The organism is Vibrio sp. ED002 (assembly GCF_023277445.1).
GTDB lineage: Bacteria > Pseudomonadota > Gammaproteobacteria > Enterobacterales > Vibrionaceae > Vibrio > Vibrio jasicida.
Map to the genome: position 1 here is coordinate 146,171 of NZ_CP080238.1, position 24,907 is coordinate 171,077.

Annotated in this window: 23 protein-coding genes and 1 pseudogene; 17 read left to right on the plus strand and 7 right to left on the minus strand. The window is 43.7% G+C overall.

What is annotated here, in order from left to right:
* Nucleotides 1-85: 85 nt before the first annotated feature.
* Entirely contained in the window at nt 86-1,339 is a 1,254-nt protein-coding gene (locus tag ITG12_RS00630) for an aromatic amino acid transport family protein (RefSeq protein ID WP_038866453.1), read from the minus strand.
* A gap of 346 nt (nt 1,340-1,685) precedes the next feature.
* A complete protein-coding gene (locus tag ITG12_RS00635; RefSeq protein ID WP_038866455.1) occupies nt 1,686-2,285 on the minus strand; it encodes a CoA pyrophosphatase in 600 nt (199 codons plus the stop codon).
* 116 nt (nt 2,286-2,401) lie between these two features.
* Between ITG12_RS00635 and ITG12_RS00640 the strand changes: the two genes are divergently transcribed.
* Together ITG12_RS00640 and ITG12_RS00645 are read left to right on the plus strand one after the other, a co-directional pair.
* Nucleotides 2,402-2,941: a heme NO-binding domain-containing protein gene (locus ITG12_RS00640; RefSeq protein WP_038866457.1), complete on the plus strand. Its 540-nt coding sequence runs from the start codon at nt 2,402-2,404 to the stop codon at nt 2,939-2,941.
* Between the two features lie 6 nt (nt 2,942-2,947).
* Entirely contained in the window at nt 2,948-4,648 is a 1,701-nt protein-coding gene (locus ITG12_RS00645; RefSeq protein ID WP_038881946.1) for an ATP-binding protein, read from the plus strand.
* Nucleotides 4,649-4,724: 76 nt separating this feature from the next.
* On the opposite strand, the gene pabB is transcribed toward ITG12_RS00645, so the two are convergent.
* Nucleotides 4,725-6,095 carry an aminodeoxychorismate synthase component I gene (pabB, locus tag ITG12_RS00650; protein WP_104027258.1) on the minus strand — a complete coding sequence of 457 codons (1,371 nt, stop codon included), beginning with the start codon at nt 6,093-6,095 and terminating at the stop codon, nt 4,725-4,727.
* A 530-nt stretch (nt 6,096-6,625) separates the two neighbouring features.
* On the opposite strand from pabB, the gene ITG12_RS00655 reads away from it, so the two are divergent.
* From ITG12_RS00655 to ITG12_RS00690, 8 genes are all read left to right on the plus strand, one after another.
* On the plus strand, nt 6,626-8,143 hold the full coding sequence (locus ITG12_RS00655) for a fumarate hydratase (RefSeq protein ID WP_038881943.1): 1,518 nt from the start codon (nt 6,626-6,628) through the stop codon (nt 8,141-8,143).
* A 175-nt stretch (nt 8,144-8,318) separates the two neighbouring features.
* Nucleotides 8,319-8,504: a hypothetical protein gene (locus ITG12_RS00660; RefSeq protein WP_009706856.1), complete on the plus strand. Its 186-nt coding sequence runs from the start codon at nt 8,319-8,321 to the stop codon at nt 8,502-8,504.
* 158 nt (nt 8,505-8,662) lie between these two features.
* The gene (locus ITG12_RS00665; protein WP_038881941.1) at nt 8,663-10,039 is read left to right on the plus strand and encodes a YcjX family protein; all 1,377 of its coding nucleotides are present in this window, start codon (nt 8,663-8,665) and stop codon (nt 10,037-10,039) included.
* Entirely contained in the window at nt 10,036-11,076 is a 1,041-nt protein-coding gene (locus ITG12_RS00670; RefSeq protein ID WP_038881940.1) for a TIGR01620 family protein, read from the plus strand. Before ITG12_RS00665 ends, ITG12_RS00670 begins: the two co-directional genes overlap by 4 nt.
* Nucleotides 11,077-11,176: 100 nt before the next feature.
* On the plus strand, nt 11,177-12,721 hold the full coding sequence (gene tyrR, locus ITG12_RS00675; RefSeq protein ID WP_038866464.1) for a transcriptional regulator TyrR: 1,545 nt from the start codon (nt 11,177-11,179) through the stop codon (nt 12,719-12,721).
* An 83-nt stretch (nt 12,722-12,804) separates the two neighbouring features.
* Entirely contained in the window at nt 12,805-13,386 is a 582-nt protein-coding gene (gene rimJ / locus ITG12_RS00680; protein ID WP_038881938.1) for a ribosomal protein S5-alanine N-acetyltransferase, read from the plus strand.
* A gap of 3 nt (nt 13,387-13,389) precedes the next feature.
* Nucleotides 13,390-13,977: an HD domain-containing protein gene (locus ITG12_RS00685; protein WP_038881937.1), complete on the plus strand. Its 588-nt coding sequence runs from the start codon at nt 13,390-13,392 to the stop codon at nt 13,975-13,977.
* Nucleotides 13,978-13,990: 13 nt separating this feature from the next.
* Nucleotides 13,991-14,464 (plus strand): DUF2947 domain-containing protein, encoded by a 474-nt coding sequence (locus ITG12_RS00690; RefSeq protein WP_038881936.1) that lies wholly within the window; start codon nt 13,991-13,993, stop codon nt 14,462-14,464.
* Nucleotides 14,465-14,510: 46 nt separating this feature from the next.
* Here the strand turns inward: ITG12_RS00690 and ITG12_RS00695 are convergent, their stop codons facing one another.
* Nucleotides 14,511-15,473, minus strand: coding sequence for an integron integrase (locus ITG12_RS00695; protein WP_038881934.1), 963 nt, complete (start codon nt 15,471-15,473; stop codon nt 14,511-14,513).
* Nucleotides 15,474-16,299: 826 nt separating this feature from the next.
* Here ITG12_RS00695 and ITG12_RS00705 point away from each other — a divergent pair.
* On the plus strand, nt 16,300-16,623 hold the full coding sequence (locus ITG12_RS00705) for a hypothetical protein (RefSeq protein WP_248873341.1): 324 nt from the start codon (nt 16,300-16,302) through the stop codon (nt 16,621-16,623).
* Between the two features lie 145 nt (nt 16,624-16,768).
* On the opposite strand, the gene ITG12_RS00715 is transcribed toward ITG12_RS00705, so the two are convergent.
* Nucleotides 16,769-17,128, minus strand: coding sequence for a hypothetical protein (locus tag ITG12_RS00715; RefSeq protein ID WP_172840928.1), 360 nt, complete (start codon nt 17,126-17,128; stop codon nt 16,769-16,771).
* 864 nt (nt 17,129-17,992) lie between these two features.
* Between ITG12_RS00715 and ITG12_RS00730 the strand changes: the two genes are divergently transcribed.
* The 5 genes and pseudogenes from ITG12_RS00730 (at nt 17,993) to ITG12_RS00765 (ending at nt 21,643) form a co-directional block, all read left to right on the plus strand.
* Nucleotides 17,993-18,574, plus strand: coding sequence for a DJ-1/PfpI family protein (locus tag ITG12_RS00730; protein ID WP_248873343.1), 582 nt, complete (start codon nt 17,993-17,995; stop codon nt 18,572-18,574).
* Nucleotides 18,575-19,266: 692 nt separating this feature from the next.
* Nucleotides 19,267-20,133 carry a hypothetical protein gene (locus tag ITG12_RS00745; protein ID WP_248873346.1) on the plus strand — a complete coding sequence of 289 codons (867 nt, stop codon included), beginning with the start codon at nt 19,267-19,269 and terminating at the stop codon, nt 20,131-20,133.
* A 17-nt stretch (nt 20,134-20,150) separates the two neighbouring features.
* Nucleotides 20,151-20,253, plus strand: a pseudogene (locus ITG12_RS00750) (DUF3265 domain-containing protein).
* A gap of 653 nt (nt 20,254-20,906) precedes the next feature.
* Nucleotides 20,907-21,233 carry a hypothetical protein gene (locus ITG12_RS00760; RefSeq protein WP_248873348.1) on the plus strand — a complete coding sequence of 109 codons (327 nt, stop codon included), beginning with the start codon at nt 20,907-20,909 and terminating at the stop codon, nt 21,231-21,233.
* Between the two features lie 8 nt (nt 21,234-21,241).
* Nucleotides 21,242-21,643, plus strand: a complete 402-nt coding sequence (locus ITG12_RS00765) for a Rap1a/Tai family immunity protein (protein WP_248873350.1) — start codon at nt 21,242-21,244, stop codon at nt 21,641-21,643.
* Nucleotides 21,644-21,750: 107 nt separating this feature from the next.
* Here ITG12_RS00765 and ITG12_RS00770 read toward each other — a convergent pair whose 3' ends face one another.
* On the minus strand, nt 21,751-22,041 hold the full coding sequence (locus ITG12_RS00770; protein ID WP_017051697.1) for a type II toxin-antitoxin system RelE/ParE family toxin: 291 nt from the start codon (nt 22,039-22,041) through the stop codon (nt 21,751-21,753).
* Nucleotides 22,031-22,279 (minus strand): type II toxin-antitoxin system Phd/YefM family antitoxin, encoded by a 249-nt coding sequence (locus ITG12_RS00775; RefSeq protein ID WP_009387502.1) that lies wholly within the window; start codon nt 22,277-22,279, stop codon nt 22,031-22,033. The genes ITG12_RS00770 and ITG12_RS00775 overlap by 11 nt, the downstream gene beginning before the upstream one ends.
* A gap of 704 nt (nt 22,280-22,983) precedes the next feature.
* On the opposite strand from ITG12_RS00775, the gene ITG12_RS00780 reads away from it, so the two are divergent.
* Nucleotides 22,984-23,865 carry a hypothetical protein gene (locus ITG12_RS00780; RefSeq protein WP_248873352.1) on the plus strand — a complete coding sequence of 294 codons (882 nt, stop codon included), beginning with the start codon at nt 22,984-22,986 and terminating at the stop codon, nt 23,863-23,865.
* Nucleotides 23,866-24,907: the final 1,042 nt, after the last annotated feature.

Here is a 24,907-nt window from a genome sequence, read left to right on the forward strand (position 1 = left end):
AGAACAAAGCCTCCCAAGGGGAGTTGGGAGGCTTTTTATTATCGTTATATTCTTGGATTAATCATGCTTTATAAAAGAGCAGTGATTAAAGAGCGCCGTAGATTACAGAACTAATTGCCGCAAGACCACAGATTGCTGTGAAAATCTGTACAGGTGCTGAAGTTTTGTACTTTGCCATTGCTGGCACTTTCTGCATCGCGAATACAGGCATCAAGAATAGGATAGCTGCAATCATTGGTGCACCCATCGTTTCAATCATGCCTAGGATGCTTGGGTTAACGATAGCAACAATCCAAGTCGTCACAACGATGAAGATAAGAGACGCTTTTTCAATCTTGCTCTTAGGAGATTCAGAGCGAGACTTGATTAGACCTACTAGACCTTCGTGAGCACCTAGGAAGTGACCGAAGTAGCTAGAAGTGATTGCTGCGAATGCAACCAATGGGCCCATGTAAGAGATCAGTGGTGATTCGTGAACGTTCGCAAGGTAAGAAAGAACTGAGATGTTTTGCTCTTGCGCAGTTGCTAGTTGCTCTGGAGATAGAGAAAGCACTACAGAGAATACGAAGAACATTACAAAGCCCATCAGCATCATCGCTGCGCCGCCAGTGATAGAGTCAGTCTTCTTAACTGCGTCATCACCGTACACACGACGTTGTTCTTTAGAGAACTGAGAGATGATTGGGCTGTGGTTGAATGAGAATACGATGATTGGAATTGCTAGCCAAACGATTGAAGGCATTTCGCCCCAGTTTGGAGACACTTCCATCATTGATGTATTCCAATCAGGAATTAGGTAGAAAGACAGTGCTAGTAGGACAAATACTAGAGGGTAAACCATTGCTGATGTTGCTTTCAGCATTAGCTCTTTACCGAATACTACACCCGCAGTCATCGCAGCGATTAACGCGCCAGAAAGTAGCCAGCGAGGAATAGATTCCATACCCATTTGGTTAACTAGGAAAGAGTCAACCGTGTTTGTGATACCAACACCGTAGATAAGTACGATAGGGTAGATAGCGAAGAAGTATGCAAAAGTAATAAGGTTTGCGCCTGTCTTACCGAAGTGCTCTTCTACTGTGTCAGTGATATCAGCTTCAGGGTTTTTCGCAGAAAGTACGAAACGAGCGAGAGATTTGTGTGCGAACCAAGTCATTGGTGCCGCGATTAGAGCAAGGATAACTAATGGCCAGAAACCGCCAGCACCTGCTTTAATTGGAAGGAAAAGTACACCTGCACCTACTGCTGTACCAAATAGGGACAAACACCAGGTGAAGTCTTTGTAAGAAAACTTACTAGACGATTGTGCGGTTGAAGCCGCAGTAGTAGTTGTATTCATTTTTGAGTTACTCATTTTGGGAACAGGAAATAAGTCGGGAGCAATTTTGCAAGATTTTGCACTAGGAAAATTAGATCTAAATCATGTATTGCTCGAGCTTATTGAATGATATGTCAAAAACCTGCTTTTTATCACGAAAATGGCGTGCTACACGTGATAATTGCTAATGAGTGAAATTAGAAAAACTTATCTGAAGCGGTTGTTGTATAAATTTTTCTCACCGCAAGCGTTTGCCTTATAAAAATCAAATTAAACTAATGTGAATTGATGTTTGAAAAATAACTTTTTATTAATATAGATGCACATGATGTTTGGTTTTAAAGTCAACTTAATATTGATAAAGCAGTTACTTAGAAATGATGTGTTTTTGCATGGATTCGATGATCTGTGCGGTCATTCCCCAAATAAAATGCTGTTGATATGGGATGGCAAAGACGCGATGACTAGTGTTTCTTAGGTTGAATTTTGAACTGTACAGCTTTTCAGGGTTTAAAATATGATTGGCTGGGACTTCAAAAACTGAGGCAACTTCGTTGGGGTCAATTTGCGTTGTGTAGTCTGGAGAAATGAAGGCCAAAAACGGTGTCACATTAAATTGGCTAATCGTTGGCAGCTTTGGCAGCTGACCAAATACCTTTATATGCTTTTCATGAATACCAATTTCTTCTTCGGCTTCTCGCAGTGCCGTATTCACAAGAGTGTGATCCTCAGTCTCATATTTTCCCCCTGGGAAGCTAATTTGGCCAGGATGGTGTCGTAAATGTTCGGCTCGCTTGGTCAAAATCACTTGCATTCCTTCTTTTCTCTCAACAAAGCCAATTAACACCGCGGCATCACGAAGTGAGGTGTCTTTCAAATGTGCTAATCGGCCCAAAGACTCTTGGTGATAGCCTGTCGGTAAATGGAATTGGAAGTTTTGCAACAATGTCGTTTTATCAATGACCAAATCGGAGTCCTTAAGAAGTCAGCTGACGAATGGATTCGTATTATATTAATTTGAAACTTATAGCGTTATACACCATTCTTTATTTTAAGACGTCACTATAAGGTTAGCTGAATACGATGAAAGGAATCATTTTCACGGAGTTCATGGAGTTAGTGGAAGAGAAGTTTGGTCTTGAGGTTCTCGATCAGGTTTTGGACTTATCTAACGACGAAGGTATTTACACCTCGGTAGGCAGTTATGACCATCGAGACCTTGTTAAGTTGATCGTTAATCTCAGTAAAGTGTCTGATATTCCCCCTGAAACGCTTCAAGAAGTGTTTGGTGAGTGTGTCTTCCAGAATCTACTCAAATCGATTCCGAATCACGCCAGCCTGCAGCAGTGCAGCACGACGTTCCAATTCGTGCGCCATGTAGAGGACTTCATTCACGTGGAAGTGAAGAAACTCTATCCCGATGCAAATCCTCCGCAGTTTGACTTTATCAGTGAGACAGAATCGGAAATGGTGTTTGACTATCGAAGTGCGCGCTGTATGGCTCATGTTTGCTTCGGTTTAATACAAGGGTGCGCTCAGCACTTTAATGAAACGATAAAAATTAAACATCAGAATCAATCGGAAGATGGAAGCCAAGTGCGTTTTTGGCTGGAGGCTCAATAACCAAATATGACGGGAAATTCCTCATTAGAAAGGAAACTCAAGCGAGAAGTCGCGTCGCGTAAAGCCGCTGAATCACTGTTAGAGCAAAAGAGTTTAGAACTGTATGAATCTAACCAACAGTTAAGTGTGGCGCTAAAAAAGCTCGAGATGAAGTCAGAGAAAGACCTGCGCAAATTCGAGTTCGAAGAGCAAATCGATGCCACCTTGATTAGGTTTGGACGTACTTTCCTTTCTAGCACCTTCGATGAAACCATGATTGCCAGTTTCTTGGAACAGCTGACATCAAACTCTGTTGTGTCGGGGGCTTACCTGTATTTAGAAGCTGAGCGTTTAAGCTCATTACGTCGGCATCAATTTGGACACTTGGCGTTAGCGCATGATGCGCCTATCGCCAATAAACCACGTTGGAACGGGAATGCTCTCTATCTCCCAATAACAATAGACGCCAACATTCTTGGTGAGTTGATCTTTTCTGTTGCGCTTGATCAAGTCGAACAGGAGTTTATTTCTAAGCAAATGGTGTTGGTTTCAGACTTGGTTCATGGCGTTATTAGCCGTCACTTGAGCTTAGAACGTGAGGTTGAACTGCGTAAGCGTGCCGAGGCCTCCGAGAAGGCGACCAAAGAGTTCGTTGCCATGATCAACCATGAGCTGAGAACGCCGCTAAATGGTGTGCTCGGCAGTGCCGATCTGCTGAGTAAGACCGCTCTTGGGGATGAGCAACAACAGTATCTGAGTAATCTTACGCATTCTGGGGACCTACTTAGAGTCATCATCAACGACTTGCTCGACTTCAGTAAGATGAACGCTGGGATGATGGAAATCATCGATAAAGTTTTTGCTTGGAAAGCGCTAGAGGATGCATTAACTGGCGTATTTGCGGCTAAAGCTGCCGAGAAGCGCATTCATTTCTCTATTGATAAGAAACTCGGGATACCTGAGTTTTTGGTCGGAGATTTTGAGCGGATTACCCAGATCTTGGTTAACCTAATCGGTAATGCGATTAAGTTTACTCAACTAGGAGGTGTGGTGCTGCGTGTCGAATGGAACAATGGCTTTGCACATTTTGAAATAGAAGACACCGGCATTGGTATTCCGCTAGAAGCACAACAAGCGTTGTTTGATCCTTTTGTTCAAGCAGACCGCTCTACAAAGCGCAGTTTTGAAGGGTCAGGTTTAGGTTTGGCGATTTGTAAGAACCTTGTCGATCTGATGAAAGGACAGATCAGCTATGTCAGCGAGCCACGCAAAGGGACAACGTTCCAAGTCGTGGTACCGCTTAAACGAGGAGAAGCGCCCGCAAATTTAGCCGGGTCGGAGGCAACCGGTCGACAAATTGAGTTGGCAGGAAGAAACATTTTAGTTGTAGATGATATTCGGATGAATCAGGTCATCGTCACTCAAATGCTTAAAAAACTCGATATCACACCCGATCTAAAAAATAACGGCTTGGAGGCATTGGAGGCTGTTAAAAACAAAGACTACGAATTGATATTCATGGATTGTCGAATGCCAGAGATGGATGGGTATGAAGCCACGGTTCACCTAAGAGAGGATGGCTTTAACAATCCCATTATTGCACTCACAGCGGGGACGACGTTAGAAGAAAGGAAAAAGTGCATCGAATCTGGTATGGATGACATCCTCACCAAGCCCTACACCGCGGCAGATATCGAACAAGTGATGTGTAAGTGGCTCAAAGAATAGCGCTAGTAGAATAAAAACAAACGGCTCTGTAAGAACAACAGAGCCGTTTTTGGCTTAGTTTCTTCCACGTTAACTTTTACTTTAGCGCTGGTAGAATTTTCGAAAGCTTGTCTAAGGTTTCTTGATATTCCGAGGCACAATCACTGTCAGCCACCACACCGCCGCCAGCCCATGCATACAGTTTGTTGTTTTCTGCAACGAGAGTTCGAATAGTGATGCTGGTATCCATACGACCATGGCGCGAGATATAACCGATACTGCCACAATATGCGCTGCGGCGATGCGGTTCTAACTCTTCAATGATTTGCATTGCACGTACTTTTGGTGCTCCGGTGATTGAACCGCCTGGGAAGCAAGCTCGAAGCAAATCCGCCGCGGAATATTGCGGATCTAGATTGGCTCGAATGGTACTTACCAAATGGTGAACGGCAGGGAAGCTCTCAATATCAAACAACTTTGGCACATGGACACTACCTGGAGAAGCAACACGTCCAATGTCATTACGCAGCAAGTCCACAATCATCAAGTTTTCTGCCTGATCTTTCTCTGCGGTTTGTAGATCGTGCGCATTGGCTTGGTCTTGAAGGGTATCCGCACCGCGTGGTCGAGTGCCTTTGATTGGTTTGGTCTCGATAACGTTGTCTTTCAGTTCCAAGAATCGTTCTGGAGAAATACTCAACAGCGTAGATTTTGGCATACGAATAAATGCTGAGAAGGGTGCTTGGTTTGCCGCTTCCAGCTTTAAATACGCTTGCCATTCACTGCCCTGATAAGGTGCATTAAAACGCTGCGCCAAGTTGATTTGGTAACAATCACCGCTTAACAGATATTCTTGTACGCTATCAAAGCGTGAAGCGTAAGACGCTTGAGTCATGTTGGATTGCCAATCACCAATCAGCTTGAAGTGTTCAACATCAACTGGAGATTGTGAATTAAGCCATTGCCATGCGGCTTGCGTGTTTTGGCCAACAAGGATCGCGGTCTTCAACTTATGATCGACAACCAAAGCCCATTCATACAGACCAACTGCCATATCTGGTGTTTGTAGATCTTTAGCTGCTAACTCCGGCATAGATTCGACTCTACGGCCTAAATCGTAGCTGAAGTAGCCAAGTGCACCGCCGACAAACGGCAGATCCCACTCTGCGCCCAACTCAAGGTTTGGCAAAAGCTGTTGTTGAAGCTCGTCTAACAGCGAAAACGGGTCATCTTGAGAGGCGTACTCTTGCGTGTCTGTTTTGATTTGCGTATCGCCAGCGACTGTCTCTAGCGTTGCGATTGGGTTGGCCACCAACACATCAAATCGGCTGTCGATATGGGTCTCAGAAGCGGAGCGTAAAAGCATCGCCCAAGGTTGGTGTTCGATACGAGAAAATAGGGAAATGGTGAGGTCGTCGGCGTAATCCAATGCCTTAAAATCAAGCAATTGCGTATCCATGTTGTTCATTTGTTTAAATTGTGACAAAGAGTTCGTTCACTGCATGGCATGTCATGGGCTGCAAGAGTATCATAAACGCCACTATACCCAAATAATCTCTAGATACATGATTCAGCGAGAATGATTTGGTTCGCATACGCGACGACGATTCGCATGTTTTAGTGGGTCTAAATCAAGAATCGTCAACACTGTATGCGAGTCAAAGCAACTCGCCTTTCGGGAGCAAGCCACTGCTTTAAGAGAGCTTTGCGTTTGAACTTTCGTAAGTGTTTTACAACGATTCACTTACTGAGTTCTCTAAGTGGCGCCGCTATGAACTTGTATACGGGGGTTATTTGGGTATAGCGCCAAACTACCTCTATACAAGGGTTTGAGGTGGTTTTACTATATGGAAGGCGACTTCATTTAATCGTGTGTCGATATCAGCCGTTCGACAATTTGTTCACATAAAACGAAGCTCATTTAGAGCAATAAGCTCAACAAACACGAAAGAAGCCAGCCAATAATGGAAGCAAAGCATAACAATAATGAGGCATGCAATGACGGTAATACGCACGCAGGATGTCATCAGCAGTGTTGCTGATGCGCTACAGTATATTTCTTACTACCACCCGCTAGACTTTGTTCAAGCCCTTGAAAAAGCCTACCATCGAGAAGAGAGCCAAGCCGCGAAAGACGCGATTGCGCAAATCTTAATTAACTCCCGTATGTCTGCTGAAGGTCACCGACCGATCTGTCAAGACACCGGCATCGTCACCTGTTTTGTGAACATCGGTATGGGCGTCCAATGGGACTCAACCGACATGACAGTACAGCAAATGGTGGATGAGGGCGTTCGACAGGGGTACACAAATCCGGATAACCCATTGCGTGCTTCGGTTCTGATGGACCCAGCAGGTAAGCGAATCAATACCAAAGACAACACGCCAGCAGTTGTGCACATCAACATGGTGCCAGGCGATAAAGTTGAAATTCAAATCGCGGCGAAAGGCGGCGGCTCTGAAAACAAAACCAAGATGGTGATGCTAAACCCATCTGACGACATTGCAGAATGGGTAGAGAAAACCCTACCAGCAATGGGCGCAGGTTGGTGTCCACCGGGCATGCTTGGCATTGGTATCGGCGGTACCGCTGAAAAAGCTGCGGTATTAGCAAAAGAATCTCTGATGGGGCACGTCGATATTCAAGACTTGATTGATCGTGGCCCTCAAAACGCAGAAGAAGAGCTTCGCCTCGATATCTTCAATCGCGTAAACAAATTGGGTATTGGTGCACAAGGCCTTGGTGGTCTGACTACTGTTGTTGATGTAAAAATCAAAACGGCGCCAACGCACGCGGCTTCAAAACCAGTGTGTTTGATCCCGAACTGTGCAGCAACACGCCACGTTCACTTCACGCTTGATGGCAATGGCCCAGCAGAGCTAACGCCACCGAAGCTAGAAGATTGGCCAGACATTACTTGGGAAGCGGGCGCAAATACACGTCGTGTTAACCTAGATACAGTAACCAAAGAAGAGGTCCAAGAGTGGAAGACTGGTGAAACGGTTCTTCTGTCAGGCAAGATCTTGACCGGTCGTGATGCTGCGCATAAACGTATTCAAGGCATGCTAGAAAGTGGCGAAGGTCTACCTGCTGGTGTTGATTTCAAAGGCAAGTTCATTTACTACGTTGGTCCGGTCGATGCCGTCGGTGATGAGGCAGTAGGTCCTGCAGGCCCAACAACCTCAACGCGTATGGATAAGTTCACCGACATGATGTTAGAAGAAACCGGCATCATGGGGATGATTGGTAAAGCGGAACGTGGCCCTGCGACGGTTGAGTCGATCAAGAACCACAAAGCGGTTTACCTCATGGCCGTTGGCGGCGCAGCATACCTTGTCGCGAAAGCAATCAAGAAAGCTCGCGTGGTAGCATTCGAAGACCTAGGTATGGAAGCGATTTACGAGTTTGAAGTCGAAGATATGCCTGTAACGGTTGCCGTCGATTCTAATGGTACGAACGCTCACCAGATCGGTCCTGACACTTGGAAAGTGAAAATCCAAGAGATGGAAGCGTAAGAGACTTGGTCATCATTCGAACGTCTCAATTGGGAGAATGTGACAAAGTGCTGATTTACCTAGCAAACATTTGACAAAAGTGCAGCGAAAGCTGCACTTTTTGTCTATATAATCAAATATAAACTTATAGGCATAGCAAATCTCACTGTTATGCTGACCATGATTAGGAGACGGCATGCCTCGTTTTATTCAAATTCTACAAATAGTTCTTGCTGTTGTGATCGGTAGCTTTGTTGGCTACGACTTGATTCTTCACGGCATCAGTATCTTCGATGAAAAATACGTCACCATCACTTGTGTGTTGTGGCTGATTCTAGAAGTCTGCCTATTCGTTATCTACAAGTTGATAGAAGACGATTAGATTGCCCTAGTGCAGATAGAATCACTAAGCCTCTGATATTCTCAGAGGCTTTTGTGTTTTTGATGTAGGTAAATTTTGTCGTGAATACTTTGTTCATCTTTGATTAAGGTTGATAAAATTACACTGCGTAGCAAGAATTGATGAGATAAATAAAAAGTATGAAAAGAATAACGCAAGAAGTGAATGACTTTATCAGCCGAGGAATGGATTCTAACGTGCGAATCGCAGTGACTGGCTTGTCTCGTGCGGGTAAAACCGCCTTTATTACTTCTCTGGTTAATCAATTACTGCATACAGCAACACACGACAACTTGCCGCTGCTGACAGCGGCGCGTGATAAGCGCTTGATTGGCGCGAAGCGTGAGCCTCAAGCCAATATGATGGTACCGCGTTTTGCTTACGATGATGCGATGAACCAAGTTCACGCAACGCCGCCTCAATGGCCAGTACCGACTCGTGACGTCAGTGAGATTCGCCTGGCTCTAAAATACAAGCCAAATAAAACCACCAAAAAACTGCTGAGTAAAACGGCGGTACTGAACGTTGACATCATCGACTATCCGGGCGAGTGGTTATTGGACTTACCACTACTTGATATGGATTTTGCGACATGGTCGCAGACGCAATTTGAAGCGTTAAAAGGGCAACGTAGCGAGCTTGCTCAAGCTTGGCTAGAAGAGCTAGACCAAGTCGACCTCAATGCGGACGTCAATGAGAAAAAGCTAGAGAGAGTCTCACAGGCTTACACCGATTATTTGCATGCGTGTAAAGCGTCTGGCTTGCACTGGGTTCAGCCGGGACGATTTGTTTTGCCTGGAGAGCTTGCAGGCGCACCTGTTCTGCAATTTTTCCCCTGTCGATTAGAGGCCGAAGGAAAAACGGTAAAAGGCAGCAATTTAGCGATGCTAGAAGCGCGTTTTCACGAATATCAACAAAAGGTCGTGAAAGCATTCTATAAACACCACTTTGCGACATTTGACCGCCAAATCGTGCTGGTGGATTGCCTGCAACCATTAAATGCGGGTGATGAAGCTTTTTATGATATGCGCCAAGCACTTGAGCAGATCATGCACAGTTTTCGTTATGGTCGGAGTAGCTTCTTACGCCGCTTATTCTCGCCAAAAATCGATAAAGTACTGTTCGCTGCGACGAAGGCTGACCATGTGACCCCAGATCAGCATCCTCAACTTGTCTCTTTGCTGCAACAGATGGTGCATCCTGCATGGCAGACCGCAGCGTACGAGAACATAGAAATGAGCTGTATGAGTATCGCGTCGATTCAAGCGACGACTTCAGGTTTCATTGCTTCGGGAGATAAGACCGTGCCAGCTTTGCAAGGTACAACGCTTGATGGGGAGGCGATAACGATGTTCCCTGGGGAAGTACCAAAGAAACTTCCGAATGCTGTTTATTGGCAAAACAGTGGCTTTGATTTTACGTCTTTCCGACCTATGTCATCAGAAAGTGACGAGCCGATGAAGCATATTCGTCTAGACAAAGCACTTGAATACCTACTGGGAGACAAATTGAAATGAGCGAGCTAAAACAAAAACAAGTCTTCTCTGAAAAGGTCATGCACAGTGAAAAAAAGGATGTCTCGCCAGAGTTTACGGCGCAAAAGACATTCTCGGAAAACGAGACTTTCGTTGCTGTTGAAATAGAAGAGCAATCGGAAGACACCGAGCAAGAATTACAGCTTGAACATGTGATTCGTCCAAAACCTGGGCGTAAATGGCTTACAACAGGGGTATTTGCCACCTTTGCTGGTCTGGTTGGGTGGCAGGCGGTGGATTCGATTGTCACGGCTGTGCAAACTGCAGATTGGCTTGCATTGGGCTGGGCCGGTTTTATCTCCACTATTGCCTCTTTTGGTTTAGGAGCGTTAGGCAAAGAACTATGGAAGCTACGCAAACTTCGCAACCACTTTAGCGTGCAGGAAGAAAGTGAGGCACTTATCGACAGTCAAAGTGTTGGCAAAGGCAAAGTATTTTGTGAAAAAGTGGCTGAGCAAAGTGGTGTACTTGCTGAAAATCCGGGCTTCGATCGTTGGAAGAATAGCGTGAATCCAGCACACAGCGATGCCGAAATCCTAGAAATGTACGACTCAATGGTTGTCAGTCAGCAAGATAAACTCGCGACCAAAATTGTTTCACAGCACGCGACAGAGTCAGCCGCGTTAGTTGCCGTTAGTCCACTAGCTGCGGCTGACATGCTGTTAGTGGCGTGGCGTAATTTCAAAATGATCGATAATCTCTCGAAAGTCTATGGCGTTGAGCTTGGGTACGCATCTCGAATCAAGCTACTTCGTGCGGTTTTTGTGAATATGGCGGCGGCTGGTGCAAGTGAACTGGCGATCGATGCGAGCATGGATTTGATGTCGATGGATCTCGCAGGAAAGGTGTCTGCTCGAGCAGGGCAAGGCTTGGGAGTGGGTATTCTCACCGCACGCTTAGGTTTGAAATCCATGTCATTGCTTCGCCCACTGCCTTGGTACCCTGAGAGACAGGTGAAACTCGGCGCTATTCGTAAAGAAGTGGTGGCGAAAGTTGCATCAATCACGATGAAACCGTAATCAATATCACCTTTGACGGTGAGGATTGCTTGACGCCATTCCAAGCTTGGTAGAAACTACTGTCAACTTTTCCTGACAGTTGTGAATTGGGATATTTTAAGTGCGTCTTGAAGTCTTTTGTGAAGATAGACTCGGTTTAACCCGAGAATTGCTCGATATTTTAGCGTCTAAAAGCATCGACTTACGTGGTATCGAAATTGATATCAGTGGCATCATCTACCTGAACTGCCCAGATATCGATTTTGATACTTTCAGTGAGTTGATGGCCGAAATCCGCCGTATTCCGGGGGTTAAAGACGTACGTAAAATCCAATTTATGCCAATGGAGCGCCACAATACGGAGCTGCTTTCATTGGTGGATAACTTACCTGATCCGGTTTTTGCCATCGATCTGAAAGGCGCGGTAGACATGGCAAACATGTCTGCACTTTCTCTGCTCGGGCAACATAAGCAAGATGTGATTGGCACACAAATTGGTATGCTACTGCCAAGTGTGCGCTTTAATCGTTGGACAGAAGGAGTGAATGCCCGTACCAGAGAAAGTCTTGTCATCGATGGTTTGGATTATATCCTTGAGTTGATGCCGGTTTATATCAAAGATGAAGCTCAAAACTCCACGCTCGCCAGTACACTAATGACCATTCGTTCAAGCCAGCATGGCGTGCAAATCGAAGAGACATTGCCGTTACAAAACCAATTGGGTTTCGAGCATTTTGTCGGTTTATCCAATCGCCACAAAGCATTGATCAATCAAGCAAAGAAACTTTCTGTGCTTGACCAACCGTTGTTAATTGAAGGTGAGACTGGTACTGGTAAGGAAATGCTAGCAAAAGCGTGCCATAGCCGCTCTGGTCGTGCGAACAAACCATTCCTAGTACTTAGCTGTGCTTCTATGCCTGATGATGTAGCAGAGACGGAACTGTTTGGTCATGCCCCAGGTTCATTCAATCATGAACTTGGCCACAAAGGCATATTCGAACAAGCAAACGGTGGTACGGTGTTCCTCGATGAAATCGGTGAAATGAGTTCGCATCTGCAAATTAAACTGTTGCGCTTCTTACAAGATGGTAATTTCCGTCGTGTTGGTGCTGAAGATGAAATGCATGTCGATGTTCGTATTATCGCATCAACAAAACATAACCTTGCCGAGTTAGCCGAGGCCGGGCAGTTCCGCGAAGATTTATACTATCGTCTTAATGTACTCACCTTGAATATTCCTCCTCTGCGCAAGCGTTCAAACGACGTCGCTCCGTTGCTGGATTTATTCGTCACGAAACACGCGCAACAATTGGGCATTGATAAGCCAGAATTTGATGATGAATTGGTTGATGCGTTAGCGAACTATCAATGGCCTGGTAATATGCGTCAGCTAGATAACATGGTGCTTCGTGCGTTGACGGAAATGGAGGGTAGCTTGTTGAAAGCGGATAACTTCAATCTACCGCAACCTCAAGCAATGGGCGGTGGCTCAGCAACGTTGAACTTAGATGGTTCGTTGGACGAAATTATGCGAGATTACGAATCGCAAATCTTAGAGCGTTTGTATCAGTCTTTCCCTTCAAGTCGTAAGCTTGCGAAGCGATTGAATGTTTCGCATACCTCGATTGCGAACAAACTGCGAGATTATGGTATTCGAAAAGCCTAAGGCGATCGCAAAATTGTGGCTTCAGCAAAAGCTGGAGTACCAGCAAGAACTTATCTGGAATCAAATGGAAGTTGTCAATAACAATGGAAGATAAAAGCTCCTCAATCGCCGTTCACAAGTTGGACGGCGACTTGCTTCTACGCACTGCAGATATTGGTGATGCCGATATGATCGCCGCGTATTTTCAAGCGAACAGAGAATATTTAAAACCCTATGAACCTAAACGCGAGGACGCTTTCTATTCGGTTAATGGCTGGCTGCAAAAGCTGATCAAGTTGAAAGAGCTTCACCGTATGGGCTTAGGCTACTATTGTCTGCTTGTTCATGTCGATTCTGGTAAAATGCTCGGAACACTTTCTTTCAGCAACCTGACTCGCTTTCCTTTTCATGCATGTAACGTGGGTTACTCGCTCGCAGAAGAGGCTCAAGGAAACGGCTATATGCGCCGCGCGTTGAAAATGGCATGCGATTATATGTTTGATGTGCAAAAAATGCATCGCATTCAAGCGGGTTACATGCCACACAACACACGCAGCGAAGCGGTGCTACAGCATGTTGGCTTTGAGAAAGAAGGCTATGCAAAGGAATATTTGTTGATCAATGGTGAGTGGCAAGATCACGTGCTGACGTCCTTGACCAACCCGAATTGGAAGGCAGAGGCTTGATAAATGGAAAGACTGGAAAAGCAATTAGCGTTATTGATTGAACTCGATCAACTGAAAAGCGTGCTGCGTAGAACCCGTGTTAAAAGTGCTGAGGGTCGCTTAGAAAATAGTGGTGAACATAGTTGGCATGTTGCTTTAATGGCTGTGTTGATGCAAGAGCACGCGAATGCACCTGTCGATATTGGTCGAGTGATGAAAATGCTGCTTATCCATGATGTGGTAGAGATCGACGCGGGCGACACCTTTGTTTATGATGTTGCAGCCTCGAAAGAGCAAGAAGAAAAAGAATTGAAAGCCGCAGAGCGGTTGTTTGGCATGCTGCCAAGTGACCAAAGTAGCGAATTACTTGCTTTGTGGAATGAGTTTGAAGCCGCACAAACTGACGATGCCAAATATGCTAAAGCGCTGGATCGCCTTATTCCTATGCTACTGAACTATCATAATGATGGTCAAAGCTGGATAGAAAATGGGGTAACGCGAGAACAAGCGTTAACCGTTAACAAAAGAATTAAACTTGGCTCTGTCACGTTATGGGACAAAGCCAAAGAACTGATTGAAGGTGCCACCGAGAAAGGTTGGCTGAAGTCGTAAAAAAGGAGACTGAATGTCTTATTTGCCTTTGGACGAATACCAAAGAAAATGGATTTTTACTCACCAGTCGATGCCTGTGCCAGAAGAAGACCTCGCTTTTATCAAGCCGATGAGTCAGGCACGTGCAGCGCAGTTTTGGAAAGAGAACGTCAGTGCACAAAGTCCTGATATGGACCGCTTGAGCTCGTCTGATTGGCCAATGAAAGAGCAGAACTGGTCACAAGAGGTTGATTGGATGGCTGCATGGGAAGACGACGAAGAAGGGCTTCCTGAAGAAGTGATTACTTTTATCGATTGGCAAGACGACGTCACGGTTTATTTTTGCTACGAGAAGTACAACGTGATTGAAACCAAATGGTCGATTTTTAAAAAGTACTGGAAGAACTTTTTGTTCTACGATGATGGCCCAATGTTACTTGGACGGCGTCGTTCTGAAGCGTTGTGGTTTGACTCGAAAGGTAATGTCAAACTGGGTGAGCGCAGCTAAACACAAATCTAATTATGAAGCCACTAGTACGGTGGCTTTCGTCTTTCTATAAGTTTGATAACGGGCTCAACACTCCACCTGCGCCGCGCTCAATGACGTGTGTGTAGATCTGGGTTGTTTTCACATCTGTGTGTCCGAGTTGTTCTTGAACCGTTCGAATATCAGCGCCTGACTCTAACAAATGAGTCGCAAAACTATGGCGTAAAGTATGGCAAGTAACGGTCTTCTCGATACTTGCATCTTTGGCTGAACGCTTTACTGCTCGTTGGATAGCACTTTCATTGATGTGATGACGCCTTAATTCCCCAGTATCTTTGTCTGGGCTTAATTTTGTTGATGGAAATAGAAAGTGCCAGTTGAAATCTAGCTCCGCATCAGGGTACTTTCTTCTAAGCCCATCTGAAATATACACACCAGCATAGCCCGCAACATGACGATCTTTTTGATAGTAGTCGCGAGCTAAGTTCATTTGTGCTTTTAAGGGGGCGTGGAGCTCCTTTGCGAGTGTGACGGTTCGGTTTTTACCCCCTTTCCCTTGCCAAACACGAATTGCTCCGTAGTCGTAATCGATATCCTGTATTCTTAGCCGTAGACATTCCATGACTCTTAGACCTGACCCATAGAGTAACTGTATATGTAGTTTGTATTTTGGATCGATATGCTGAACGAAGCGCCTTACTTCAGCTTTCGTTAACACTACTGGCAGTTTCTTTTCTGTCAGAGACTTTTGAAAACGCATATCAAGCGAAAGTGGCGTTCTAAAATACTCACGGTACAAGAAAGAGATGGCATTCAGGGCAAGCGCCTGTGTTTTTACGGCAACTTTTTCATCTATCGCTAAATAGCTGAGAAAGCGTTCAACATCGTTTTCAGCTAATTTAGACGGATGAGCGAGCTGGTGGAATACGATGAATCGTTTGATCCAAAAGATGTAACTTTCAATGGTTTTCTTCGCATAGTGACGAGCGATCATATGTTCTTTTATGCTAAGTAAAAACTGACTTTTCATAACTAAATTTACATGGGTATTTACACAGTTCGATAAACTTAGCGTCTCACATCTAATTAGGCTTCACCATGCCGTCTAATTGCGTGGTTGAGCACACAGATTCATACTGATTTTCTATTTGTTTCATAAAGATAAGTGCTAGCATGCAGTTATCTTTTGGAATGAAAGAAGGCGGTAGCGTGCCTGAAAGGCAGCATAGAGCCGTATAGAAAGCGTTATGTTGCTTTCAGTTTAAGTTGACCTGAATATGCCGGACGGGCATAATTTGGAAAGTTGTTTTTCGGCTGCGCTGAAATGCAATAGGAGTGCACAAACGCTGTTTTTATTACCCTGCGGGTAATTTCGTCTGTCTTGCGATAAAGATACAGTTTTTGTGGTTGCACACTCCGATGTTACCAATGCAACTGGTGACAACTAATCGTTGTGATAGAGCTGCAAACTCTGTTGGAGCGCGTGGTGGCCAGCCACGTAAAGCATCAGGATTAATTCTTGAGCCGGCTCGGGATTTTATTGGGCAAATGATATGTTTACCTTTAAATGCCGAACAATGATGGTTTCGATTGATGTAGCTGCAATTATCAGGGCTGTAGCTTTGTTTCAGTTACTAATGTTGTAACCTTTGACGAGGGTGTTTATCACCCTCAGTCATTAACACGTCACCTGTAAACTCCTCCCAAATAAAATCAACATAACAAATTGTTCAAGAGTGATTCGGCACGCGTGGCATTTTTACTATGCGTTAGTTTTAGTGGTTAAGGTGTTATGCGGGAGCTTCGGCATTGCGTGCCTCACACCTTAACAAGGCGTTATGCTCAAAGAGAAAGCGATGAAATTGTTTGAAAAGGTCATTATTAAAAGTGCGCTCGATTCTCTTTCGATTGACTGGGAAACTATTTTTAATAGTGTAGATCTTAATCAGCAGATTTATTTTACCGGTGCTGGGTACTTTTTGACGCTAAAGTCCCGTTCAATACCCATAAACAGACATGTTGTTTCAGAACCTGTATTTATAGGAAAATTAGGCAATGTTGATGTCGGGTTTATCGTAATAATTGAAAACAACGAACTGACACTTGAATGCTATACCTATGGTGAAACGATTACCGCTAAAGATAGCGATAACAAGTTTCGGTGCACTCTTGAAGAATGAGCATAACAAACTGTTTAAGAGTGATTCGCAACGCGTGGCATTTTTACTATGCGTTGCTTTTAGTGTTTAAGGTGGTATGCGGCGGCATCGGTATTGCGTTGCTCACACCTTAACAGGGCGTTAGTTTGCAAGAGGAAAAACGCAGCTATATCGCAAGGTCTAGTGGTAAAAGCTCAAGGTTTAAGTTGTCGTATTGGCTTTCAATTTTAGTGTTAACTAGAGTGGTGAAAATCCAAAATTGGCATCGTTTCAACGTTTGGTTTGTTCTTTGGTACGGTGACTTTGGGGTTAACTGAGTCGAACTTTTTTGCTGAAACTCTGCTCGTTGAGTTTGTTGGTACAAAAGCTGATTTACTCGCTGAGATGGCGTTTTCTCTGGTGTGGTATGTTCATGTGGTTTCGGTGGCTTTGTTGAAAGTCCGCATTGTGAGATTGGTTTTCCAAAAGTGCTTTTTGGTGTTGTCAGTTCGTTTTCTGCGGCGTTGTTTGTTCCACGTGGTTTCATTGAGTAGCCGCTTTGAAACTACGCCTGACTTGAGTGCATCAAAACACATAGAGTTTATTGTTTTCAAAATTTAAAATAACGTAAAATCAACGCTTTGGGTTTGCAAACTAACAAACTGCTCAAGAGGGATTCGCAACGCGTGGCATTTTAACTATGCGTTGAATTTAGTGGTTAAGGTGGTATGCGGCGGCTTCGGTATTGCGTTGCTCACCCCTTAGCAGGGCGTTAGTTTGCAAGAGGAAAAACGCAGCTATATCGCAAGATCTAGTGGTAAAAGCTCAAAGTTGAAATTGTCGTATCGGCGTTCAATTTCAGTGTTAACTAGCGTGGTGAAAATTCAAAATTGGCATCGTTTCAACGGTTGATTTGTTTTTTGGTGCGGCGACTTTTGGGTTACCTGAGTCGAACTTTTTTGCTGAAACTCTGCTCGTTGAGTTTGTTGGAACAAAAGCCGATCTACTCGCTGAAATAGCGTTTTCTCTGGTGTGGTAAGTTCATGTGGTTTCAGTGGCTTTGTTGAAAGTCCGCATTGTGAGATTGGTTTTCCAAAAGCGCTTTTTGGTGTTGTGAGTTCGTTTTCTGCGGCGTTGTTTGTTCCAAGTGGTTTCATTGAGTAGCCGCTTTGAGACTACGCCTGATTTAAGTGCATCAAAGCACATAAAGTTTGTTGTTTGCAAAGTTTAAAATAACGTAAAATCAACGCTTTGGGTTTGCAAACTAACAAACTGCTCAAGAGGGATTCGCAACGCGTGGCATTTTTACTATGCGTTGATTTTAGTGATTAAGGTGGGATGCGGCGGCTTCGGTATTGCGTTGCTCACCCCTTAGCAGGGCGTTATGTGTTCCGAACGGAGATAGGAAATAATGACAAAGAGAACACTGGTTTTACTCTATCCGGGGGCTATTTCCTATGAAGTAATGTACGCGATAGAGTGTTTAGGGGCGTATGGGAAAGTTGATATCACCACCCCGGAGAATCATAATCATACCGATTCCTCAGGTCTAAGAATTTGCCCCACCGTTAACTTTGAGGACGTATGTATTACGGACTATCAAGCTCTTCTGATCCCTGGAGGAAATCCCGATTCAATAATGGGAAGCGACCAAATTGCTAGTTTCATCCAGAAAGCCCATGAATCATCACTAGTTATTGGTGGCATATGTGCGGGAGTATTAGTCTTAGCAAGAGCTGGCATTCTAAAGGGTGTCAAAATTACCCATAATTATACGGAAAAATACGCCCCAGAATCTTCGGTACAGCTCACTCGACCATATTGGGAGGGAGCTATCTATGAAGAGTCTTTAGTTCAAGTCGACAAGCGCATAGTGACAGCGATGCCCAATGGGGACGTTGATTTTGGGCTAACGGTGGCTGAAGCACTAGAGTTGCTAGATCGTAAGCAAAAACAGCTTATTCTGAGCTATCACAAGCAAGGTGCTCATTAAACACATAACAAATTGTTCAAGAGTGATTCGGCACGCGTGGCATTTTTACTATGCGTTAGTCATAGTGGTTAAGGTGGTATGCGGCAGCTTCGGTATTGCGTGCCTCACACCTTAACAAGGCGTTAGTACGGGTTTGGCATCAAAGGTCATAAGTTTTGGTGTTTATTTGTTTCTGTGCTCGTCTTTACACCTTTCAGTTTGTACCTTTCACGTTCTTTCCGGTGGCACTATATGCGGAGTGTTTGCTTTGATTTCACCGTTTACGGTGTCTAACTCTTACCCTATTTCTTTGGTGCTTCTTCTCTTTCGTGGTTTTTACGAAGTCAGAGTTGTCTTTCTTTGGTATTGCCGTCGAAGTGCGAGGATCGAATCCTTTTCTAATTTGAAGCCAGTGAAAGTAGGGCAGTTCAGTGCGTTTTTCTTCTAGCCAACTTTCGTCTTTCAATCGGGGTAAAGTTTTGTAGCTGCCCGTCTCACTTCAGTGTTCAAAGCCTTTCATATTATGCCAGTTTTCAATATCTTGGAGCGCATAAATAGAAGTAGCGCATGTACTAACAAATTGCTTAAGAGTGATTCGTAACGCGTGGCATTTTTACTTTGCGGTGGCTTAGGGTGATTAAGGCGCCGTGCGGTAGCTTTTGTATTGCGTTACTCACACCTTAGCAAGGCGTTATATGGCTAGAGGAAACTTGATGACCAAAGAGTCAAAAACAAAAGTAAAACTTAAAAGTGAGCTAATTAAAAAACTCCCTTTCTTTCCAGATGATAGAGATACATTGAACGAGCTCAATGGACAAACTTTATCAGAGGTATTTCTGCATTATCTTCATTGGCAAACGAGGCAAGTGCCTAGAAGGTGCAGAAAAGTTACTATTAGCCCTGAATTGACATCGGATAAGCGCTATAAAGATTTTAAAATTGAAATATCTGCACTTTTAAAAAAGGTGCGCGAAGGAGATGATTTATCTCCTTTCCTATCTTTAAGGGCGCACAAAAAAGGTTATACACCAGTTAAGCGCATTACTTCTGGAGAAGTGGACTCTTGGGAGGATAAAGATCAAATCTTAAATACAAAGGGATTCCATCACTTCCACTTAAATATGAAGGTCCAGAAGTCAGGTATTTCACAGCGGACCGACGTCGTTTTGTTCGCAAAGGTAGAACGAAATAAATTTCATGCAGTTGCGCTATTTGATCATTCAGTCTTTGACAGCTCAAATGAGCTTGGAAAAATGCCCATTGAAAGAGAGCGTATGTGGAATATTCACACAAAATATGAAAGTTATGGTTTAGAGCCTGGTGCTGTTTTTTATAGTCATCCCATTATGAGTTCTGGTCATCCAATGTACATAGTTCGAATGGCTGATTATTACACTCAGGTTATAGAAGTCATTGACCCTCAATTATCGGAACGATCTTTGGCTAACGATTATTACGGGCAGGGCAAAATGAAATATCCAGAAAAATTTAAGTTTGTATGGCATTTTGATGGTTTAGATTTAACCGTCCATGACACGAAAAATAACGTGAATTTTCTGTTGGTCAAAGGTCCTATTTAAGACCGCCATATAACAAATTGTTCAAGAGGGATTCGCAACGCGTAGCATTTTTACTATGCGTTGATTTTAGTGTTTAAGGTGGTATGCGGTGGCTTCGGTATTGCGTTGCTCACCCCTTAACAAGGCGTTAGTACGGGTTTGACATCAAAGGTCATAAGTTTTGGTGTTTATCTGTTTTGGCGCTCGTATTTACACCTTTCAGTAAGTGCCTTTCACGTTCTATCCGGTGGCACTATATGCGGAGTTTTCGCTTTGATTTCACCGTTTACGGCTTCTAACTCTTAGCCTATTTCTTTGGCGCGTCTTCATTTTCGTGGTGGCTTTTGAGAGAACCTTGATTACTTTTGTTGTGGTTGTTGAAGTACGAGGACCGAATCCTTTTCTAATTTGAAGCAAGTGAGAGTAGGGTTGTTCAGTGCGTTTTTCTTCTAGCCAACTTTCGTCTTTCAATGGGGTAAAGTTTTGTAGCTGCCCGTCTCACTTCAGTGTTCAAAGCCTTTCATATCACCTCAATTTTCAATATCTTGGAGCGCATAAATAGAAGTAGCGCATGTACTAACAAATTGCTTAAGAGTGATTCGTAACGCGTGGCATTTTCACTATGCGGTGGCTTATGGTGATTAAGGCGCTGTGCGGTAGCTTTTGTATTGCGTTACTCACACCTTAGCAAGGCGTTAGCTGTTCTCCCAACCAATAAGCTCTTTATGTCTCACATCAATGTTATGGGTCGCTGTTCTATATATTATCGAGTTTTACTATCTTTAGGGCTTAGTATGAAAATACAATTAATTACAACGTTGCTAGGTATTTTAATTTCTTTTCCAACAGTCGCTTCGACACCAGTATTTGATCACAATAGCAAGATTGGTATGTGTGCGGGTTTATCAAGAATTGCATCGATTGAAGTAGATCAAACTAAAATGGCAGCAGCTCTTGATAGAAGTGAGGGACCGGAGAAAACGATGGGTGCAATGACTTATGGTGGCGGGTACGCTATGGGAAACGTGGATATGTTTCAGTTGCTAAAACCGAACACCAAATCAAAAGCGGAAGTGGCAAAGCTAATATTTCAGCAAACTGGCTGTGATGTCTATTTGTAGGTACCAATATGAATAAATCTATCTTGTCTCTTTTAATTGTTTGTTTAGGTGGTATGTCGATGCCAAGCGGAGCTAACCAAATGCTCTCAACGCCTTTGCTGCTAAAAGCATGTAATGCGCCTAAAGAGTCACGTGATTTTGGTGTTTGCTTAGGCTTTTTCTCTGGAGTTGTGCAAGCAGCAATTCCTGCAACAATAGCCGCTGTCGAAATCAAAGGAGTTTACTCAGAGCAAGCTTATCAGGAAGCTTCAATAGCAGCCGGAAAAGTGTTTGGCTGTGGTGAAAATGACACTATTTTAAATTCTATTGAAAAATACAAGCGGTTTATGAAGAGCAATGTGTCTTTTTCAGATTTACCTGCATCGGTTACAGTCGCAAAGATGCTTTCAAGCACATATCCGTGTAAATAGAACACAGCTAACAAAGCATTTAAGAGTGATTCGCAACGCTTGGCAGTTTCGCTTCGCTCAAGTATAGCCAAGCGTCGCTCACACCTTAATGCGGCGTTATACCGCAATCAGTCGTTGAGCCTTGTCATCGCTTTTCTGTACACATCGCTACGTTCGCGCTTGCCTACGGCTAAAACGGTAACAATAACTATATCGTCTTGCACTTTGTATACTAAGCGATAGCCAGATTGGCGTAATTTGATCTTATACATGTTGTCTGCGCCGGATAATTTGGAAGCCGGAACGTGTGGATTAGCTAAGCGCTCAATCAGTTTCTTCTTAAATTGCTGTTGCAAAGTAGCGCCGAGTTTTTTCCACTCTTTAAGTGCGCTACTTTTAAATTCAAGATTATAAGTCATCGATACTCACCGAAATGCTTGCTTCAGATTCTCGCTCTTTAGCTAAAGCAAGTAGCTCAATATCTTCAAGTTTGTCCATCATCATTTCGTATGCAGCAGCAGGTACACAGTAAAATGCAGGTTCATTTCGGTTTAGTACGGCGACTGGATCACCATAAGCGCTTGAAGCAACCTTCATTGGGTTCGCTTTAAACTCAGTGATACTTGCAGCAACATCAGCTAATATTCTAGCGGTCATTTAAAAGCTCCTTAAAGCGGTCTTTAACATGGTCATTTTAGTTGCAAACAAGCGGTATAACAAGGTGTTTAAGACGGATTCGCAACGCTCGGCGGTTTCAGTTCAAAGTTTTGCATATGTGTTTATGGCACAATGTCGTGAGTTTTGGTGGTAGCGCTGCTCACCACTTAACACGGCGTTATGTTTTACTAGGATTTCAATGGCTTAAATGCCTTTGAGTCGTTCTTTGTCCCTTTGGCTATTCGTTGGGAGTAGACTCAGCAAATCACCATTGTCGCCCAGTTCTTAAATCACTCAGACCGTAAAATATGCCAAGGTTCGCGGGTTGCTTCATTCTAGTTTTCGGGTGGTCTGGTCGCCTTGTTTCTCTGGCTCAAAGTCGCTTTGGGCATATTTCCCAATCAGCCAATAACCTTGGCAGTTGAGTCGGCAAATCGGCATTGCTCTGCGCTTTTGCTGCTAAGAAAGGGCGCTTGTTGAAAGTGTATCGAGTTGCCTCATTATCAGGGAAGTGTACTTACTCGCTTTGTGTTCCGTGCATCTGCCGGTTAAGTGAGTTCGAGCTTGTGACTTGGTTCAGAAAACTAGGTCTACACTTCAGTTCTTTGCCAAGTAAATCAGCGTTTTGTGCTAAAACATAACAAAGCATTTAAGACGGATTCTCAACGCTTGGCGGTTTCAGTCTAGGTCGGCTTCAGTGCTATATGTGGCAAGGTTTAGGCTTGGGTGGTCGCGTTGTTCACCACTTAATGCGGCGTTATGTGCCACATCATTTATCAACATTGGGCTATATGAAGAATCAAATAATTTTAATCGTATTAACACTTGTAACTCTTCTGTCAGCAGCAGTAATGATCGTATTTGTCGATATAGATAACTTGTCGGCTTACGGTAGCATTCTTGCTGCTAGTGGGAGCTTTATTGCCGTCATTTGGTTTACTGGAAGCTTAAGGTATCAGGCACAACAACTGAAAGAGCAAAGAGAACAATTCCAAAAGGAGTTTGATAGGTCTAATGAGGAAAGTAGACGCAATGCTTTGCTGTTAGCTAAAGAAATCCTTATTACCGCTGAAAACCGAGCTTTGGCTGTAAATAGTGAACTGTCTTCAGTTGAGCAAATTTTTCCCAACTATATCAATTTTATTGAATTTAAAGACATTTTTGAGTCTAACGATCCCAAGGTGGTTCAAGAAAGTGTTAATAGTTGGTATAAAAAAGAAACTCCAGCAGTCGAGTTAATGAAAGGCATTAAAAGTGCAGCTCAAGTATATTTTATAGCGATTGATAAATTGGATGTTGATTATACAAAGTCGCCTGAAGATTTTGTCTATATTTATGGGTGTCATCTTTGGAGCCTCCCATTTTTCTCTACGTATCAAAGTAGTGCTATGTCACTTTCTGAATATATGATGCGCCTGCAACCTGGAAGAAGAGCTGTTCATTTTGCTGCATTGGGAGCTATGGCGACTTTAACAACAAGTGAAATCCTAAAAATGGATGAGATTCGAGCGGACATAGCTGAATACGAAGTTAATGGGCGTAAAATTCCACCAATTGCAGAAATACTGCGTGGGTCAGGCACATAACAAACTGTTCAAGAGGGATTCGCAACGCGTGGCATTTTCACTATGCGTTGGTTTTAGTGTTTAGGGTGGTATGCGGCAGCTTCTGTATTGCGTTGCTCACCCCTTAACAGGGCGTTAGGCAAAGGGCAGGAAAGTTCTTTGTTCTAATTTTCTTGCTCCCTTAAACCATCTGTTTTTCTAAGTCGGCAATTCAGCATTGTCGGCTCAAATCCTTGAATCTCTTCAACCGTAAAACATGCCCAAGTTCGTGGGTTGCCTCATTGGGTTTCAGTGTTGGTTGGTGTTGATCTTCACTGGCTTAAAGTGTGGAAAGGGCAAGTTAGTCGAAGCTTTCGTTATTGCTGTCATTTTGCAGCTTTGAGTTTCTCAGGTTCAAAAGCTACTTTGTCGTTGAAAGGCTGTGTTTCGTGAATGTTGAAAGTGAGGCTGTAACATAGTTGCTTTAGTAGTTCTTGAATCACAAAAAGTCAGTGGGTGATTGGTTGCTTATCGCGTTTAAGGTATTCTGTTTTCAAACTAAGTTAGTGAGTAAGCCGAAAATTTGCCTAACAAGCAATTCAAGCTGATTCGCAACGCTCGGCACTTTCGGTTTCAACTTGTTTGGTGATTACGGTGCAGTGTTTTAGTGTGGTGGCAGCGTTGCTCACAACTTAATTGGGCGTTATATGCCAAGGAGGATATATGACAAAGGAAGTCGTCAATAAGTGTTACATGGCATTAGGGATTGCCGCTGGAGATTGCATCTATCGGTACCTCTTCCGTTCTGAGGAGCCATTCGATTTCTACAAGCCAGTATTTATGTTCATAGTAGCTTTTCTTATTCTCAACATGCTAAGTTTTGGCTTGAAGCTATTCAAACGACTAATTTCAAGGTGAGTATTATTTAATTTAAAACAACGATTAGCATCGACTCATTGTGTGATAAATGAGCAGGATGGTTGTGGTTTTGTGTTTGGCTCGGTGTCATTGGTGGGTAAGGCATATAACAAATTGTTCAAGAGGGATTCGCAACGCGTAGCATTTTTACTATGCGTTGATTTTA

What these genes read in the sequence shown, in the direction of transcription:
- ITG12_RS00670 (WP_038881940.1), top strand. Translation starts at nt 10,036, where the DNA reads ATGAGCGAGCTAAAACAAAAACAAGTCTTCTCTGAAAAGGTCATGCAC.
- ITG12_RS00685 (WP_038881937.1), top strand. Translation starts at nt 13,390, where the DNA reads ATGGAAAGACTGGAAAAGCAATTAGCGTTATTGATTGAACTCGATCAA.
- ITG12_RS00770 (WP_017051697.1), bottom strand. Translation starts at nt 22,041, where the DNA reads ATGACTTATAATCTTGAATTTAAAAGTAGCGCACTTAAAGAGTGGAAA.
- ITG12_RS00705 (WP_248873341.1), top strand. Translation starts at nt 16,300, where the DNA reads ATGAAATTGTTTGAAAAGGTCATTATTAAAAGTGCGCTCGATTCTCTT.
- pabB (WP_104027258.1), bottom strand. Translation starts at nt 6,095, where the DNA reads ATGAACAACATGGATACGCAATTGCTTGATTTTAAGGCATTGGATTAC.
- ITG12_RS00645 (WP_038881946.1), top strand. Translation starts at nt 2,948, where the DNA reads ATGACGGGAAATTCCTCATTAGAAAGGAAACTCAAGCGAGAAGTCGCG.
- ITG12_RS00640 (WP_038866457.1), top strand. Translation starts at nt 2,402, where the DNA reads ATGAAAGGAATCATTTTCACGGAGTTCATGGAGTTAGTGGAAGAGAAG.
- ITG12_RS00775 (WP_009387502.1), bottom strand. Translation starts at nt 22,279, where the DNA reads ATGACCGCTAGAATATTAGCTGATGTTGCTGCAAGTATCACTGAGTTT.
- ITG12_RS00665 (WP_038881941.1), top strand. Translation starts at nt 8,663, where the DNA reads ATGAAAAGAATAACGCAAGAAGTGAATGACTTTATCAGCCGAGGAATG.
- ITG12_RS00715 (WP_172840928.1), bottom strand. Translation starts at nt 17,128, where the DNA reads ATGAAACCACGTGGAACAAACAACGCCGCAGAAAACGAACTGACAACA.
- ITG12_RS00760 (WP_248873348.1), top strand. Translation starts at nt 20,907, where the DNA reads ATGAAAATACAATTAATTACAACGTTGCTAGGTATTTTAATTTCTTTT.
- ITG12_RS00655 (WP_038881943.1), top strand. Translation starts at nt 6,626, where the DNA reads ATGACGGTAATACGCACGCAGGATGTCATCAGCAGTGTTGCTGATGCG.
- ITG12_RS00780 (WP_248873352.1), top strand. Translation starts at nt 22,984, where the DNA reads ATGTGGCAAGGTTTAGGCTTGGGTGGTCGCGTTGTTCACCACTTAATG.
- ITG12_RS00765 (WP_248873350.1), top strand. Translation starts at nt 21,242, where the DNA reads ATGAATAAATCTATCTTGTCTCTTTTAATTGTTTGTTTAGGTGGTATG.
- ITG12_RS00630 (WP_038866453.1), bottom strand. Translation starts at nt 1,339, where the DNA reads ATGAATACAACTACTACTGCGGCTTCAACCGCACAATCGTCTAGTAAG.
- ITG12_RS00745 (WP_248873346.1), top strand. Translation starts at nt 19,267, where the DNA reads ATGACCAAAGAGTCAAAAACAAAAGTAAAACTTAAAAGTGAGCTAATT.
- ITG12_RS00730 (WP_248873343.1), top strand. Translation starts at nt 17,993, where the DNA reads ATGACAAAGAGAACACTGGTTTTACTCTATCCGGGGGCTATTTCCTAT.
- ITG12_RS00690 (WP_038881936.1), top strand. Translation starts at nt 13,991, where the DNA reads ATGTCTTATTTGCCTTTGGACGAATACCAAAGAAAATGGATTTTTACT.
- ITG12_RS00695 (WP_038881934.1), bottom strand. Translation starts at nt 15,473, where the DNA reads ATGAAAAGTCAGTTTTTACTTAGCATAAAAGAACATATGATCGCTCGT.
- ITG12_RS00660 (WP_009706856.1), top strand. Translation starts at nt 8,319, where the DNA reads ATGCCTCGTTTTATTCAAATTCTACAAATAGTTCTTGCTGTTGTGATC.
- rimJ (WP_038881938.1), top strand. Translation starts at nt 12,805, where the DNA reads ATGGAAGATAAAAGCTCCTCAATCGCCGTTCACAAGTTGGACGGCGAC.